This is a genomic window from Paenibacillus sp. 1A_MP2 (genome assembly GCF_052244825.1).
In the GTDB taxonomy this organism is placed as follows: domain Bacteria; phylum Bacillota; class Bacilli; order Paenibacillales; family Paenibacillaceae; genus Paenibacillus; species Paenibacillus vandeheii.
On record NZ_JBQQCS010000001.1, the window covers coordinates 4,100,477 to 4,117,026 of the forward strand.

At 46.3% G+C, this 16,550-nt stretch carries 12 protein-coding genes and 2 pseudogenes; 3 read left to right on the forward strand and 11 right to left on the reverse strand.

Annotation, left to right across the window (positions count from 1 at the left end):
• Window positions 1-117: 117 nt before the first annotated feature.
• The 3 genes from ACTWJ7_RS20130 to ACTWJ7_RS20140 form a co-directional block, all read right to left on the reverse strand.
• Complete coding sequence (locus ACTWJ7_RS20130; RefSeq protein ID WP_079344462.1) at window positions 118-1,851, reverse strand: response regulator; 1,734 nt, start codon at window positions 1,849-1,851, stop codon at window positions 118-120.
• A gap of 3 nt (window positions 1,852-1,854) precedes the next feature.
• Complete coding sequence (locus tag ACTWJ7_RS20135; RefSeq protein WP_079344461.1) at window positions 1,855-3,654, reverse strand: sensor histidine kinase; 1,800 nt, start codon at window positions 3,652-3,654, stop codon at window positions 1,855-1,857.
• A 75-nt stretch (window positions 3,655-3,729) separates the two neighbouring features.
• Window positions 3,730-4,584, reverse strand: a complete 855-nt coding sequence (locus ACTWJ7_RS20140; RefSeq protein WP_079344460.1) for an AraC family transcriptional regulator — start codon at window positions 4,582-4,584, stop codon at window positions 3,730-3,732.
• A 122-nt stretch (window positions 4,585-4,706) separates the two neighbouring features.
• Between ACTWJ7_RS20140 and ACTWJ7_RS20145 the strand changes: the two are divergent.
• The 3 genes and pseudogenes from ACTWJ7_RS20145 to ACTWJ7_RS20155 all read left to right on the forward strand — a co-directional run bounded on the left by ACTWJ7_RS20145 (window position 4,707) and on the right by ACTWJ7_RS20155 (window position 7,443).
• A pseudogene (locus ACTWJ7_RS20145) lies at window positions 4,707-6,242 on the forward strand (sulfatase family protein).
• A gap of 43 nt (window positions 6,243-6,285) precedes the next feature.
• Window positions 6,286-6,888, forward strand: a complete 603-nt coding sequence (locus tag ACTWJ7_RS20150) for a chromate transporter (protein ID WP_301878710.1) — start codon at window positions 6,286-6,288, stop codon at window positions 6,886-6,888.
• 24 nt (window positions 6,889-6,912) lie between these two features.
• Complete coding sequence (locus ACTWJ7_RS20155; protein WP_301878711.1) at window positions 6,913-7,443, forward strand: chromate transporter; 531 nt, start codon at window positions 6,913-6,915, stop codon at window positions 7,441-7,443.
• Window positions 7,444-7,589: 146 nt separating this feature from the next.
• On the opposite strand, the pseudogene ACTWJ7_RS20160 reads toward ACTWJ7_RS20155, so the two are convergent.
• From ACTWJ7_RS20160 to ACTWJ7_RS20195, 8 genes and pseudogenes are all read right to left on the reverse strand, one after another.
• Window positions 7,590-8,569, reverse strand: a pseudogene (locus ACTWJ7_RS20160) (aldose 1-epimerase).
• Between the two features lie 41 nt (window positions 8,570-8,610).
• A complete protein-coding gene (locus ACTWJ7_RS20165; RefSeq protein ID WP_301878713.1) occupies window positions 8,611-10,392 on the reverse strand; it encodes a glycoside hydrolase family 2 protein in 1,782 nt (593 codons plus the stop codon).
• Between the two features lie 50 nt (window positions 10,393-10,442).
• The gene (locus tag ACTWJ7_RS20170; protein ID WP_301878715.1) at window positions 10,443-12,209 is read right to left on the reverse strand and encodes a glycoside hydrolase family 2 protein; all 1,767 of its coding nucleotides are present in this window, start codon (window positions 12,207-12,209) and stop codon (window positions 10,443-10,445) included.
• Between the two features lie 50 nt (window positions 12,210-12,259).
• Window positions 12,260-13,066, reverse strand: a complete 807-nt coding sequence (locus ACTWJ7_RS20175) for a carbohydrate ABC transporter permease (RefSeq protein WP_301878716.1) — start codon at window positions 13,064-13,066, stop codon at window positions 12,260-12,262.
• A 130-nt stretch (window positions 13,067-13,196) separates the two neighbouring features.
• On the reverse strand, window positions 13,197-13,955 hold the full coding sequence (locus ACTWJ7_RS20180) for a carbohydrate ABC transporter permease (RefSeq protein ID WP_443145823.1): 759 nt from the start codon (window positions 13,953-13,955) through the stop codon (window positions 13,197-13,199).
• A gap of 88 nt (window positions 13,956-14,043) precedes the next feature.
• The gene (locus ACTWJ7_RS20185) at window positions 14,044-15,108 is read right to left on the reverse strand and encodes an extracellular solute-binding protein (RefSeq protein ID WP_443146396.1); all 1,065 of its coding nucleotides are present in this window, start codon (window positions 15,106-15,108) and stop codon (window positions 14,044-14,046) included.
• Window positions 15,009-15,218 (reverse strand): hypothetical protein, encoded by a 210-nt coding sequence (locus ACTWJ7_RS20190; protein WP_443145824.1) that lies wholly within the window; start codon window positions 15,216-15,218, stop codon window positions 15,009-15,011. The genes ACTWJ7_RS20185 and ACTWJ7_RS20190 overlap by 100 nt, the downstream gene beginning before the upstream one ends.
• 314 nt (window positions 15,219-15,532) lie before the next feature.
• Window positions 15,533-16,462 carry an ArsR/SmtB family transcription factor gene (locus ACTWJ7_RS20195; RefSeq protein WP_079344450.1) on the reverse strand — a complete coding sequence of 310 codons (930 nt, stop codon included), beginning with the start codon at window positions 16,460-16,462 and terminating at the stop codon, window positions 15,533-15,535.
• Between the last annotated feature and the right edge of the window lie 88 nt (window positions 16,463-16,550).

A 16,550-nucleotide genomic window follows, 5' to 3' on the forward strand; every position in this document is an offset into this window, starting at 1 on the left:
GCCCCCAATTCTTATCACCAAATGTAAATTGTAAGCGTTTGCTATTGGTGTGTGCTCATTATAATTCACTAGGCATGGAAGGCAATTACAATAATATGACCCTTTACTCCACATATTTTACAAGTTTTGAGTTTTGCTCTGATCAGCATCGTTCCCCGTAAGTATGTCAGGATCCTTTATATCGTTCTTTCTTTTTCCCGGATTGCTCAAATACGCTTGCGGTGTCAAACCCGTTATTTCTTTGAACACTTTGAAAAAATAGTTGTGCGTCGTAAAACCCACTTGCATGCTTATTTCCTTAATTGAATATTGACCGCTGTCCAGCAGCTTGCACCCTTCATCAATCCGAACACGATTCAGATATTCCGAAAATGTCCGCTGCGTCTCCTCCTTGAATATTCTGCTTAAGTAGGAGGCATTCAGCCCAATGACATTTGCAGCAAGCTCTAATGTGACATAACCTGGATACTTCTCCAGGATGATATGAATGGCCTGCGTGACATGCCGAGAATAGGACCCCACCACACGATGCTGATTCAGCAAATGAAACAGGCTGGAGAAGAAGGATTGCAGGCCTTGCTCCAGCTCTCTTATGTTTTTCATTCGACCAAGCTCGCTTCTTGAAGGCAGCTTAGCTACCGCTGGATCTGTGGAAGGCAAGCAGCTCTTCCATGCTTTATCACCCATTTGCATGAGCTCGCTGACCATCATCTGAACCGTATGTGAGTGGATAGGCAGGTGGTCTATCGAAGCAAAAATAGAGGAAATCAATTGGTGCACGCCTTCCTTATCAAACCTTTCTATGGATAACAGAAGCTGTTTGTGCTCCTCAATGGTCAGGGAAAGACGCTGGCGTTGATGGAATTCATCTGAACGCTTGTCCGATGGATGTTTGTCCGAACATGGGCTTTCTTCGTGGATGATAGGACTACTGAACGTTTTCGACGAAGATCCATCGAGTGTACTTTCGGCTGAGCAGTAGCTGGATGCCAACTGGGACAGACTGGTGCATACATGTCCCACAGCGGTAACACATTGCAGATTCAGGAACAGTTCCAATGCATGCTGAATCTTCCGCAGTTGTCCATCTACCTCACGCTGTATGACGTGCTCGCTTCGTTCCTTGAAAGAAAACACGATAACAAATCGCCCTTCCTCTACGTACACCGCTGTCCGTTCATGGATATCACCCAGGCTCTGCTGCATCATATCGACGACCTGATGAATCAGACCATTGGTCTGCACGTCACTATATGACTCTGTCAGCAGCAGGAACGGAACAAGCTGTAAAGCTGCTGCTGCATATCTGGACGCATGCGGATACAGATTGTATTTCCGGGGAAAATCCTCAAACCCATACGTTGCTTTCGTCTGTCTTTTGAGCAAATACAGCAAATAATCGCGCATAACTTCGGAATTCCCTTTCTCTGCTTCTGCCTTCTCAGCGACGTGTTTCTCACGCAACCGATCTGCCTGCTGCAATTCCGATACGGCTTTATTCAAAATGTGGAGCAGCGTTGAATCGTCCAACCGATGCTTGAGCAAATAATCGATGGAGCCATTGTTCAGGCAATCCCGCACGTAGTCATAATCATCATAACTGCTAAGCATAATGGTCTTTATCCACGGAAAACGTTCCTTGATGGTCCGATTGAGCTCTACACCATTCATTTCAGGCATATCTACATCAATAATCACAATATGCGGTGGCGACTGCTCAATCATCGTTAAAGCAATTAACCCATTATGCGCCTGACCGCATAATTCGAATCCATAGTTTGCCCAGTCCAATAACGTCCATAGATTATGGCGTACCAACGGTTCATCATCGACGAGTAGTACCTGAAACATGGCTTATGTCACCTCTCGTTTGGTATTTTCCATACGTTTCTCGAGTTTGGGCAGCCGAATCTCGGCTTTGGTGTAAAACCCCGGTTCACTGCACAAATGGACGCCATAGGAGTCGCCATACATGCGAACAATTCGTTCGTGTACATTACGTACACCCATTCCACTAAAACGTGATGTTTCGCCTTTTGTGCCCGTACCTTCCAGTGAATTCTTCTGTTGCTCCTCCGTGATCCCCTTGCCGTTGTCCACCACATCAATATGGAGATGGTTTGCATCCTCATACACCCGTATCAACACGAATCCATCCTGTTCGAGTGGTCCAATACCATGAATGATTGCGTTTTCAACCAAGGGCTGCAGCATCAACTTCAATACCCGGCAATCCAGTAATGCGTCATCCTCAATCTCGGTAATCAGTCGAATCGGCTTCATATATCTGTACTTCATGATGGAGACATAGTGCTCCACATATGCCAATTCCTCCCGTAGTGTAAGAAATTCGCTTGAATTTCCGAGGACACTCCGCATGAGCTCAATCAACGATCCCGACACCTCTTCAATGTTCGGCACTCCGTTCAATCTGGCCAAATACTTGATTGTATTGAGCGAGTTGTACAAAAAATGAGGATGGATTTGTGCTTGAAGCGCGGTCAATTCAGCTTCCCGCTTTTCTTTCTCGCTGAGGCGGATTCCTTCGAGCAGTCTTTTCAATTCTTCCATCATACTGATAAAGACAAGATACAGTTGCCCTGTCTCGTCTTCGCTTTTGATCTCTTTTTTGGGTAGCGTAAAATTGCCATCCTTCACAAACATCATCAGCGATTTTAGTTTTCGAATATTCAGGGTAATTCGGGAAGAGACTTGCAGTGAAACGATCAGCACAACGACAAATACGATCATGGACACCTCTGCCAGCAGTTTGCGCAGCCTTACAGATTCGGTCAGAAGAGAATCTATTGGAGTTAAAGCTATAGTGCTCCACCCAGTATAGTCGGATTGACGACAAAGAACGATGTATTCTTTTCCATCCATATATTTCCTGACCGCGTCACCATTCCTTCCGAATTGCTGATTAATGTCCTTAATTTCCTCGTATGAAGGAGCAAGAGATGCGGTAGCTCGGGTTTCATAGACGAAGCGATTTTCCTTGTCCAGTACATAGATCATGCTATCTGTAGTCGGCCTCACGTCATATGTTTTCTGGATAAATTCATAATTCACGTCAACCATGACAACCCCAATGGGGGCACGGTCATAACGAATCTCCCGACCAATAGTGACAGCATCTGATACCCCTGTCTGTTTGAAATATGCGTGCCTTGATCCATTTTGCAGCATATAGTCCATCACTGGCGTACCCAAAATCGTTCTGTCCAGCCAAGGCCCACCCGAGAAGAACACCTTCCCGTTCAGGCCCACAACGGCGATCCGTGAAATGTAAGCCTTATAATCAATCAGGGACGATAGAAATTCATCCATCCGCTTCTGCTCCTGAAACCACTCATAACTGATCTCCTCATTCGGACTAAGCAAAGTGTCAATGACCGTGTTTTTATTAGTCACCACGACGGTATTTAGACGATCAATCTCTTCCAGCATCATGTTCAATGATTCATCCGCCTGCCTTATGCTGTCCGAAACTGACGTGATGGCATTTTGCATGATCGTCTCACGCATGCTCATATAAACAATGACCGTAATCGAAACGATGGATACAAGCGTAACGGCAATAAAAGAGATAAAAATTTTCCCCTGAATGCTGCGTTTCGGTGAAATCCATCTTTGCATTGTAGAGAGCTTCATTGTCGGAGTCTCCTTTTTCAAGATCCAATCAAAAAAAGTAAGCGTTCTCCAAACTGGACAGCAGTATGTTCAGGATCAGCTTGAGGTTCTCCGCATCATGATTGGAGGAACTTTATAATAGATTTTGAAAGCTCTTGTAAATGAATATAAATTCGGGTAACCCAATGACAAAGCAATCTCCGTAATGGTTGCATCGGTATCTTTTAGAAGCTGTTTGGCCTTATCCATTCGTATTCGCTGCATGAATTTTAACGGAGGCAGACCAACCTGACTGGTGAACATGTTGGAGAAGTACGAACGATGCACCCCCGCAAAGTCGGCGACCTGCTGCACGGAAATGCCCTCTGTTGCATGCAATTCCATGTAATCCATGCATTCATGAATCCAACTCGCCAGTTCTGTAGGCTGTGTATAGTTGGTGTCGGGAACAAGACTAGCCAACAACCCGTATACCAACCCGTGCAACTCCAGTGATACTGCAGGCTTCCACCGTTCCACACATGCCAATGCATGAATCAGACGATCAGACGTTTCTTGGACCCGAGAAGTAATCATCTGTTTGCCGAACGGGCTTTCCGGAGTCAAGCCAGCCAGCTCCAATAATGGTTTGACTTTAGCCCCATCCAATGCCAGCCAGTTCATTCGCAGCGGAGATTCCGAGGGAAGCATGTGATAGTAATAGGTTCTGCCGGGAAACAGACAAAACAGATCATTCTTCTGCAGGTCCACTCGCTTGCCATCAAACTCAAACCTGACCATGCCTTCATGCACAAAATGAAGACTGTAACACTCAATACGCTTGGGACCAACCCGGTAATTGGATTTGGCTACACTTCGTCCTGCCCGGACTGGCCAAATGTGCTCCTCTTTATCCAAATAACCCGGCTTATAGTAGATGAATTCTGCATACTCGTACTCATATTCCTGCATTTTGGCGAGTCCCCTCCTTCTCTTTTTTGTTTGATAATAACAAAATGACAACAAAAATATAACACCGGGCTATTTTTATAACTCGTTTTTTTCAATATCATCATCCTAGGAGGCGATTTCATTTGTCGAGAACACCTAACATTTTGCTAATCACCAGCGACCAGCAGCACTGGAACACGATTGGAGCTTTTCAGTCTGAAATTTCCACACCCAATCTGGATCGACTCGCCCGGCAAGGAACAACGTTCGAGCGGGCATATTGCCCGAACCCTACCTGCACTCCTAGCCGTGCTTCCATCATTACGGGCATGTATCCCAGTCAGCACGGGGCCTGGACGTTGGGCACAAAATTGCTTGAAGACCGTCATACCGTCGGGGAAAGTTTCAGTGAAGCAGGCTACCGCACCGCACTGGTGGGCAAAGCACATTTTCAGCCTTTAAAATCCACAGAAGTCTACCCGTCGGTAGAAGCCTATCCCATCCTGCAGGATTTGGAGTACTGGAGACATTTCCATGGACCATTTTACGGTTTTGACCACGTTGAGCTGACCCGTAATCATACGAATGAAGCGCATATCGGTCAGCATTACGCACTGTGGCTAGAAGAACGGGGATGTACCAACTGGAGGGATTACTTCCTTCCCCAACAGGAACGATGGATCCTTCCGTAACGTATACGTGGCCCATTCCTGAGAAATATCACTACAACACCTGGATCGCCGAGCGAACCAATTCCCTGTTGCAGCAATATACCGATGCCGATGATCCCTTCTTTATGTGGGCCAGCTTCTTCGACCCGCATCCGGAATATCTCGTACCGGAACCGTGGGATTCGATGTATGACCCGGATGATCTTACGATCCCCTCCATAACACCCGGGAGCATGATCGTAATCCGCCCCATTTTCAATTGACCCAAGAAGAAATCCGAATTTTGAAGATTGGGTTGAAACCGGCTTCGGCATTCACGGCTACCGTTCGCATCATTATTATGAATATGGCGACAAGTCCCGCTTAACAGAGTATGACAAGAAAAAATTGGTCGGCGTGTATTACGGGATGATCAGCATGATGGATAAATATATTGGCAAAATTCTCAATAAGCTGGATGAGTTGGGCATTGCAGATGAGACTATCGTCGTTTTCACAACCGATCACGGTCATTTCTTCGGGCAGCATGGTCTTCAGGCCAAGGGCGGATTCCATTACGAGGATCTCATCAAAATCCCTTTTATCGTAAGATATCCAGGTGAGGTGCCTGCTGCGAGAAAATCAAATGCCATACAATCGCTGGTCGATCTGGCTCCCACCTTTTTGTCCCTTTGCAACATTGCAATTCCTCACGCCATGACGGGATTGGATCAAAAGAACGTGTGGCTTGGCATTGAGGAAGCCGTTCGGAATCACGCTCTCTGTGAATTTCGACACGAACCCACGACGATTCATCAAAAAACATATATTGAAGAGCGTTACAAGATCACCGTTTATTACAATCAAACCTATGGTGAACTTTTCGATCTTGAAAAGGACCCCGATGAACGATTCAACCTATGGAATGAACCAGAATACACCCATCTCAAGACAGAGCTGCTGCTCAAATATATCTGGGCTGAGCTTGGCAAAGAGTCCATGCCGATGCCTCGAATTCATCATGCCTGATGGAAAGGATGAGGGTAGCATCAAAAACCTGAAAGAACAATGTATGATACTGGCACAGCTTTTTTGGATTTTCTTCCGCATCGGTCCTTCCACCTTTGGAGGCGGATATGCAATGCTGCCCATTATTGAACGTGAAGTGGTGAACAAGAAAAAATGGATGCAAGAGGACGAGATCGGTGAGCTTATATCGCTTGCCGGCTCGGCTCCTGGAGGTGTTGGCGTAAATGCCGCTGCGATGATCGGACATCGCCAGGCAGGCATCGCGGGAGCTGTTTCAGCCGTCATCGGCGTGACATGTCCCACGTTTTTGATTGTGATTCTGATTAGCGTGTTCGCCATTATATTTCGTAACCAACCCAAAGTTGACGCCGCTTTAAAAGGAATGAACGGTGGCATTATTGCCCTAATCAGTATGGCAGCTTATCGGACGGCCAGGTATTCCATCTTAGATACCACAACAACGATAGCTGCTATTGTGACCGTAGCTGTGCTGTTGTTTGCAGGTATCCATCCCCTCTATCTTATTGTGTCGGGATTGATAAGCGGTATGGCCGTAATTCGGATCAAAAAGCGGTTAGGGCTTCAAGTGAAAATGGAAAAAGAATCTGTAACAGGAAGCTACCCGGAACTGGAATATTACATTTAAGAAAGACGAATCGGAGCGATCGACATGTACTGGGACCTGTTCATGATGTTTATACGTGTAGGCCTCGTTTCGTTTGGTGGCGGTTATGCGGTTATCCCGATCATTCAGCACGAGGTCACGGAAAAAGGTTGGCTGACAAGTTCAGAATTCCAGCAAACCGTAGCGCTGGCCGGCATGGCGCCCGGCTCGATTGCAACCAATGCGGCAACGTTGATTGGCTATAAAACGGCAGGTTATATCGGAGCCGCGGTCTCTACGGCGGGTATGATTTTGCCTTCATTAGTTGTCATTGTGTTACTCTCTTCCCTATTTTATCGGGTGCATGACAATTCATGGGTCAAGTCATCTTTATACGGCTTGCGTCCAGTAACGACGGGACTCATCATTTATGCTGCCATTCATTTTGGTTATCCAGATGAAGATACAGGCATAAGCTGGGTATGGATTGCAACACTGCTCATTAGCGGAGTATGTTTGTTTCTCCTGTTCAAGTACAAGCTTCATCCCCTGCTGGTTCTTATTGTTGCCGGAGCCGCTGGCATTATTTTATTCTAAAGTCAGCATGGCGACCAAGGAAGATTCTCCGCCGACAAAGGTAGGTTGCTACCCTTTTTTTCAAACAGGTCACTCCCTTCAATGGTTTTAAAAGGAGCAGCGCGATCACAGCAATAGCTGTCCTGGCTGCTCCCCTTCATTTTATTTTACGATTGACGCAGGTATAATCTGCTCGTTTCCTCCCAGATCTCTCCGGGCTCCAGACTAAATAATCCAGCTTCTTCGGCCTGCATATCCAGATTAGGTGCATTCACAAGATTGATCTGGGGTTCAGGACAGAAAAGCCTTCTTCCGCATTGTTGTTCCAGATCATCCATTGTTTATAGGAGGTTCCCACATCGTAGATCAGTGTCATTCCATGCTTCGTATCCTGAAGCTCCATCCGGTTTCTTCCGTTCTGCGGTACAGCAGTGTAATGGTTATCCATTTCTGCAAAGAACGGATATACCCCGGAGTCACGCATCAGCTCTTCCTCCTGAACCAGGGGCTGAAAACGTGTCGTTGGCAGCATACGTTGATCCAATTCCCATCTGTCTCCGATGGTCAGCTTGAGCTTGTAATCAGAAGCCGATCCTCCCGTATTAAACGGTGCGTTGATTGAGGTATGAAAAGCGATCAGGCATGGCATGCAGGAATCTCCGTGATTGCGAATCCTCACATGCTGCATAAGTCCATCACTGCTCAGCGAGTAGCGCAATGTAATCCTGAATTGAAAAGGAAAGGTCACATACACCGGATGAGTTTCATCAATGGTAATGGACACCGAGACATAGCTTTCCTTCTCGGTATGTCCATACTCATCCACAACCCAGGGCGTATTATAAAAAAATCCGTGCAAGTGATTTCCTGTTGCTTCCTCATTCACCGGGAGCTGAAGTGTCTGCCCGTTCCAGGCAAACCGCCCATCCTCATAGCGATTTGGCGGAAAAAGGACGGGGATCCCATGAATCATCGGTTTTGCTTTGAATGATTCCATTTCTTCGGATGACGGCTCATGAAGGAAGCGTAGCCCTCGCTCAAGATCACGAAACGCGACCAGATTACCTCCAATCTCCGGCAGCATCACAGCCTCACTGGAACCGAAACGAAGGTAAATGGCCTTTTCCCTTGAAAATCGCCTTCCCAGGAATTACTTGTCTCCCTTGTGTTCAACATGCGTTCCCCTCCTTATTCGCCAGCAGACGATGGATAACGCCCTTCAATAATGGCTCTTATCTGTTCCATCGGCATCTTGGGCTGTCGATCATACGTCAACAGACCGTTAATCTCCTGTTCTACATCCGTCAGCTGTGTGTAACAAAATCCTTCGACAACTGGTGAATCCAATAACGGCTGTACTACGGCATGCAGCCGCTGGGCAAAATCCTCGTCATTTTCCGCTCCGGAGTAACCCCAGCCTTCCCATTCACTTTTCTTATACCCGATTCCACCGAATTCGGTAATTAATATAGGCTGTCCTTCATAACGGTAGCCACCCACGCTCAGATTCCGACTGCCCGGAAGGGCACTTACCGCGTTTTCACGAGTTCGATACCTTTCCTCCAGAACTTCCCTTCTCCATTCATAATCATGAATGTTATACAAGTCGGTCTGTACCATCTCCCAGCCGTCATTGGAAATGACAGGACGAGTGGAATCCAGCGATTTGGTCAAATAATACATCGACAAGGCGTGATACTGCTGCTCCTTGCTGGTCAGGATATGGGGAACGCCCCAGCTTTCATTAAGAGGAACCCAGACCACAACACAGGGATGGTTGTAATCCCTTTCCAGCGCCTCCTGCCATTCCCGTGTTACCTGGGCGATATATTGTTCCGAGAAATCGTACGCATTCGCCATCTCTCCCCATACCAGCAGCCCAAGCTGATCACACCAGTACAGGTATCTTGGATCTTCAATCTTCTGGTGTTTTCTGGCGCCGTTAAATCCCATTTCCTTCGTTAATTCCACATCACGCCGGATAGCCTCATCACTCGGCGGGGTCAGATTGCCATCCGGGAAATACCCTTGATCCAGAACAAGCTTCATATAATATGGACGGTTATTCAGAAACAGCTTGCCTTGTTCAATGGAAATCTTGCGCATGCCGAAGTAACTGTCGACCTCATCGACTGGCACACCATCCACCAACACAGTGAAATGAATGTCATACAGATTAGGATGCTCTGGTGACCACAGCCTGCCAAGGCCATGCTCGTTAAAGGTATGAAGCCCAATGGTACGGGTTTCTGTTTTGCCGCTAATTCGATATTCGTCCTCAGACAGCTGCTCTCCCTGATAAGCAATGTGTACACGCAGTCTGACATCTTGAGCATCCCAATCCCTTGGATCAGTTTCCCTTTGAAGATAAGCCGTGACTTCGATCTTATTGCGATCAATATCGGGAGTCAGGCGCACCTTCTGCAGATGAACGGGGGCAACAGCTTCAAGCCACACCGATTGCCATATTCCAGTCGTGCGGGTATAGAAAATTTGGGCAGATTGCTCCTGCCAGAACTGTTTCCCGCGCGGCAGCGTTACATCCCTGCTATAATCAATCGCTTGTACGGTCAGCACATTGTTTCCTTCCAGAAGAGCATCCGTAATATCGGCATGAAATGGCGTATGCCCGCCCTCATGCCGGACCACCAGTTTCCCGTTCACCCATACAGAGGCTTCATAGTCCACGGCTCCGAAGTGCAGCAGGAGCCGTTTACCGGGGAAGTTCTCTGGAATGTCAAAAGTCCGTTTGTACCAGACATTATCGTGAAAATCCGGATCTGCTATCCCGCTGAGCTGACTTTGAAAAGCAAACGGTACCTGGATTCGGCGGCTGAATGCTTGTTTGCCTTCATTCCAGTTTTCCGAACGTCCCTTGTTATGATCATCGAATTCAAATTCCCATTCCCCGTTCAAACTCATCCAGTCCTTCCGCACAAATTGCGGCCTTGGATAATCCTGTCGCAGCATGATGTTCAGCTCTCCTGTTCTAAGTTGATCTCTTGCATATAGTCCAGGCTTCATCCCAGATTGATTTTTCGAATCTCTTCCAGTGGTACCTTCGGTTTGCGGTCTTCCGTCAGCAGTCCGTTGATCTCTTGCTGCACATCCGTAAGCTGTGTGTAACAATAACCAGAGATATAGGGAATGGATTGAATTGCCCCGGTGATGGATCTGAAACGTTCGAGAAAAGCCTCTACCGAATCCACTTGGTTACCGTACCCCCAGCCTTTATCCGATTGAAAAGCGATTCCGCCGAATTCACTAATGATGATAGGTTGGCCTTTGTACGTATATCCTTCTGCAAAAGCAAATTTCCATCGGTTGGATGCGATCTGGTTCGTTACAATCAGATCCTTATCCTGATAACGCTCCAGAAAAGCGTCTCCCGTCTCCACATAATCATGGAGACTCAGAATGTCGGATACCGTATGCTCCCAGCCATCGTTGGTAACCACCGGACGATACGGATCAATCGCTTTTGTCAGATGATAGATGGTTTGAGTGAACTGCTGCTGCCTTACATCATGGGCAATGGTCTGTACACCCCAAGATTCATTGAAAGGAACCCAGGTAATTACGCATGGATGATTATATTGCTGAGGTACAATTTCCAGCCACTCTTTGGTGAAGCGGGTCACAGCCTCGTCATTGAATTCGAAGGTCGCCGCCATTTCTGACCAGACCAACATGCCCTTCACATCACACCAATATAAGAAGAGCGGGTCCTCCAGCTTCATATGTTTACGGATTCCGTTGTATCCCATTGCCGCAATGTAATCGATATCCTCAATCAGTGCTTCCTCAGAAGGAGGTGTTAGATGAGTCTCTGGCCAATAGCCCTGATCCAGAATCAGCCTTTGATAGAGTGGAGCGTTATTCAGCAGAATCTGCCCATTTTCAATCGATATCTTTCGCATGCCAAAATAGGACTGAACCCGGTCGCTTTCTTTCTCGTCCTCGTACAGAACAAACTCAATATCGTACAGGTTCGGTGATCCTGGTGACCACAACGACTGTTTCCACGGACCGCCAGCCTCATGTTTTACACTGGCTTCTATCGTCATCCAAGGTCTGTCTGGAGACAGGCTGATGGTTTGCACATGCTGCCCCTTAAGCTCAATGCGCGTCTCCAGACGCAAGTTGTTTCTGCCTTCAATTCCATGCAGCTGAAAGTCCAATCGAATCATATGTCGATCAATATCCGGTGTCATTTTGATCGCATCAATTCTTGCCTCATTCACATATTCCAGCCATACACTTTTCCAAATCCCGGTGCTCTGTACATAGAAGCATTCAAAATTTTGATCCACCCAGCGTTGTTTTCCGCGAGGCTGCACTGCACTCTGACTGTCCTCTATCTCAAGCACGATATTATTCTCTGAACCGTACGTAATGTATGGCGTGATGTCGAAGGAAAAGGCAGCATAACCTCCTTCATGCTCTCCAACAACTGTCCCGTTCACCCAGCATTTTGCCTTGTAGTCTACACCCTGAAAATGAAGAATCGTTCTTTTCCCTTGAGCCTCCTGCGGGATCAGCACATTTCTTCGATACCAGACCCGTGGATGAAATGTCTCGATCCCGATTCCGCTTGCTTTGGTTTCATAGGTGAAAGGAACAATGATTTGGGTCCCTTTCGGAAATTGTTCTTCATCATACCAATGCTCGCTTTCGCCTACTTTGCCATCATCGAAGGAAAAATCCCATTCCCCGTTCAGATCCAGCCACTCCTTGCGGACAAATTGTGGTCTTGGATAATGTTTGCTATAAGATTTGGTAGTCATATTGTTCTCCCCGATCTCCTCTATATTTGGCGCGTTGGCCTGAAAAAGTGTTAACCTTTAATACCAGACATGCTGATACCTTTGACAATCTGCTTCTCAAAGATGATAAATAATATAATGATAGGAACAGAAGCGACGGCATTGATAACCATTGGTTTAACATAATCCTCTGAATACTGCCCCATCAGCGTGGGAATTCCCATTGGCAGTGTAAACAGATTGTCATCCGTGATCGAAAGAAAAGGCCAGAGAAAATTGTTCCATGAACCAATAAACGTCAGGATCGCCATGGAAGCCATCGCTGGCCGGGTCAGCGGCAGTACAATGCTTGTGAAAATCCGCCAAAAGCCCCCACCGTCAATTTGCACGCTCTCCAACAGATCATTGGGAATACCGTCGAAGAAGCTTTTGAGTACAATGACTGCTACAGGCGAAGCCAACGCAGGAATGATTAATCCACTGTATGAATTCAGCAAATGAAGATCCTTGGCCACCTGATAGAGTGGAATAATGGTAGCCTCACCGGGAATCAACAGCCCGCCAAGAATGAAGAAGAAAATAAATGTACGGAAACGAAACGGTACTTTGGACAGGGCAAATCCGGCCATGGCGGCGAAAATAACAGTCAACACGGTCACAATCACCGCGACAAACAAACTGTTAACCACCCACTGTGACAGCTTTGTCGTCGTCAGAATCTCGTTATAGACGGCAAGCGAGTAAGGAGGTTTAAACCAGTCCAGCACTGTAATAATCTTCATGCCTTCTTCTTTAATGGAGACCATCAGCATCCACACAAGTGGGGCCGCAAACATAACCGCCATCAACGCAGAACCTGTGCGATACAGCCATTTCATCAGTTTTCCGCCCCTTTCCGGTTAGTCATCCAGTATTGCAGCGCAGACAGCACCAGCAGGATTACGAATAAAATGTAGGACATCGTTGCGGCATAACCCAGGTTGTTATTCTTGAATCCGGTCTGATAGATTAACTGAATAATCGGGCGTGTCTGATCCAGCGGTCCCCGCCCGTAATGACATAAATTTGCATAAAGACTTTGTAGGAAGCGATGATCTGCAACATCGTTATGGTTTTGGTCAATGGATTTAGATATGGAAGAGTAATTCTCCAAAATATTTGATTATCACTTGCACCATCCAACCTCGCCGCTTCGTAAATCTCATCCGGAATTTCCTGCATGGCGGAAAGATACAAAATAAAGTTAAATCCGACTGTCCACCACAAGGTAATTACGGTAATAACGACCCAGGCGAGCCCGGTTTCCGTCAGCCAGAAAACCTCAGAATTTTGAGGCAATAATTGGACAAGATGCAGGACGGAATTGACCAATCCCGTATAAGGCTGAAATACGAATAAACCCAGATAAGCTGCGACAGCGACGGAGAGTACGCTTGGTATAAAGAAGATAATGCGGTAGAACTTCTGCAAAGACGATTTACGGTTGGCAATCATAGCCAGCAAAATCGCGAGTATAATCATGGTCGGTGTACTCAAGAAAACAAAAAAGGTAGAATGCCAAATCGCTTCCCAAACCTCTCTGTCCTGAAGAACTTTTCGGAAGTTATCCAGGCCAACAAAATCCATTTTCTTAATCAATGTCCATTTGTAGAAGGTCATCTCCACGCCTTTAATCATGGGCCAGATCGTAAATAAACCATAAACAATTAAGAATGGAAGCAGAAATACCAGTGCCTGCAAATCCGCTCTCATTTTTTTGATCTTCATATGCGTCTCCCCTTTGATTGGCACACAAGCCGGCGATTTCTTGTCTACAGATGATGACTACGCACGGCTTGCGTGACCCGTCTTACTTCTATTCGCTTAGAATTTTCTGAATGGCTGTCTCCATGTTGTTCATGGCATCCGCAGGGGTCATTTTGTTCATCCATACCTCATTCAAAAATTTAAAGGCAGCTTCATCACGGATTTGTGCATTCTTGGTGGAATGTTTGCTGAATTTAACTACACTTGCCACTTCGGAATAATCGCTGCGGTATGGCAGATCCTTGAATTCCTGTTTTTCCAGGACGGATGGCTTGGATGGAATATGTCCGGCTTTCGCCCAGACCTGACCATTGTCAGCAACCCAGTCGGCAAAGATCATCGCTGCTTTGCGTTTAGCCGAGTCCTCATCCTTAGTCAGCGGCAGAACAATCGTGTGAGAATCTCCCCACGTTGCTTCCTGATCGTAGAATTTCGGAATTGGCATGGCTCCAAACTCAAGTCCTTTGGTGGATTCCCAGGTTCCAGTCGTCCAGACCCCTGTCATGATAATGGCGGCTGTGCCACTTTGGAAATTTTTATAGAAGTCCGGATCATTTTTCTTGATATAACCTTCGGTATAGAGCTTCTGGATATAGTCTGCGGCTTTGATGCCTTTCTCCTTATCAATGGCTGCGGATTTCAGATCATCCGATACGACGTCGTTGCCACCCAACTGGGAGTACAGTGACCACCACAAGCGGTAAGGGTCATCATTATTATTGGACAATGCAAACGGGGTAGTTTTGGCAGGCAGCTTCTCTTTTAACGTTTGAAGGAAACTTACAAATCCGTCAGCAGATTGCTCCAGAATCGGTTTCCCGTCTTCCCCAAGCAAGCCTGCATCTTTTAAAAGTTTTTTGTTGTAGAACATGATAAAGGGATGTGTGTCAATGGGTACAGCATAATGTTGGCCTTCTACGGTAACCGCATCCAAGAGATTTTGGTTATACGTGCTCCAATCCACACCTGCATCCGTAGCCGGAGTATCCAGCTCTGTGACGACCCCCTGATTGATCAGGTCGGGCAGTCTGGAAGAATGGGAAATCCCGATATCCGGTCCATTACCGTTACCAACAGCAGTAACGAGCTTCGTATAGTACTCGCCCAGGCCAATTTGGTATTCTTGACTTCAATGTCCGGGTGGGTTTTGTTGAATTCATCGACCAATGTCTGCATATTGGCGCCATCACCACCATCGAACAGTGTCCAGAAGGACAATGTCACTTTTCCATCACCGGAGCCACTATCCCCAGCGTCGTTACTGCCTCCGCTACATGCACTTAAAACGGTAGAGAATGAGAGTAATAATGTCAGTGCTAACCTGCCGATCTTCTTTTCATGCGAGTATCCCCTTTACTCTAATTTGTAGATACAAACGATATAATTGTTTTGTTACATTATTACTGTATCTATAGGGGATTATATAAGGGTATTTCTCTTGTGTCAACGCTTTCAAACATATTTAATGTAATTATTAATTAAAAAAAGGCATTAGTTACATAATATCTGCAACCAAGGCCTTTCTCCCTTATAGCATTCTAATGAATAGCATAATGTACAGTCATTTTTATATTTTGGTCATAATCTCCAAATTGTCTCCCAAAGAGATTAACTCCTCCTTGATGAACAGCATCCGGTTTAATGCCAATCCGTACCCTTAACTTGTGGCTGTTCTGAAGGTTAAGCTGAGCCAGATCAACTGCTGAGATTTTCTCCATATCCAGTGTCGTTTTATTTTTGTCCACTCGCCATGTCTTTAATAACCCGTACTGTGTGGACCATTCAAACCACCAAGCCGGGTTGAGCTTTCCGCGCCGATCTCCAAAGTCACCAGGACATGTCCACATGCCAATTTCCACACCGTTAATCCATACGGAGATATCGGAAGGCCAGTTATGATCATAGTTTGGGGCTTCAGAACACATCTCCATGGACAGTTCCAGTGATTCGATTACCGCTTCTCCCGGAATTTCCAGCGGCATCAAATATTCCACATATCCTTTGCGAAACCACATAATCTGCGCGCCAACATGCTTTGGATGAAAAAAGCTGGCAGGTTCATCCTCTCGAATGATCATGCCCTCACCATTCGCCATGCCGCAGGTTGGTGATACTTCACAATCACTATAGTGACCAATAGGCATATCCACTTCGTATACCTGAATATCGCCTTTGGGAATTGCTTTCTCCAGATTAAGAGCAATATGAATATCATCGTAATTGCGGCTGCATACCTTCATGGCCCCGCGAGAGGCGGGCAGCAGTTCCGTATTAATCAGCCTCGCCGCTTCCAAAACCTTGATATTACTGGCTACTGTCGATACCGGAAGTTTGAGAGCTTCCGCGATTTCTACTATATTCAGGTTTTGGGAAATCAATAGTCTCAGGATATCCACTCGTGAGCGGGTCGATAAAGCATGCGTGACCATGACCAGCTCATCCGGATTATCAAAACTCAACTCAAGCATTCATTCACCACCTCTTATGTATTTATGGAACAACAAATGTAATCGAATAGTTTAATTCAGTCGATAATATTGTAACAAAACATTTATT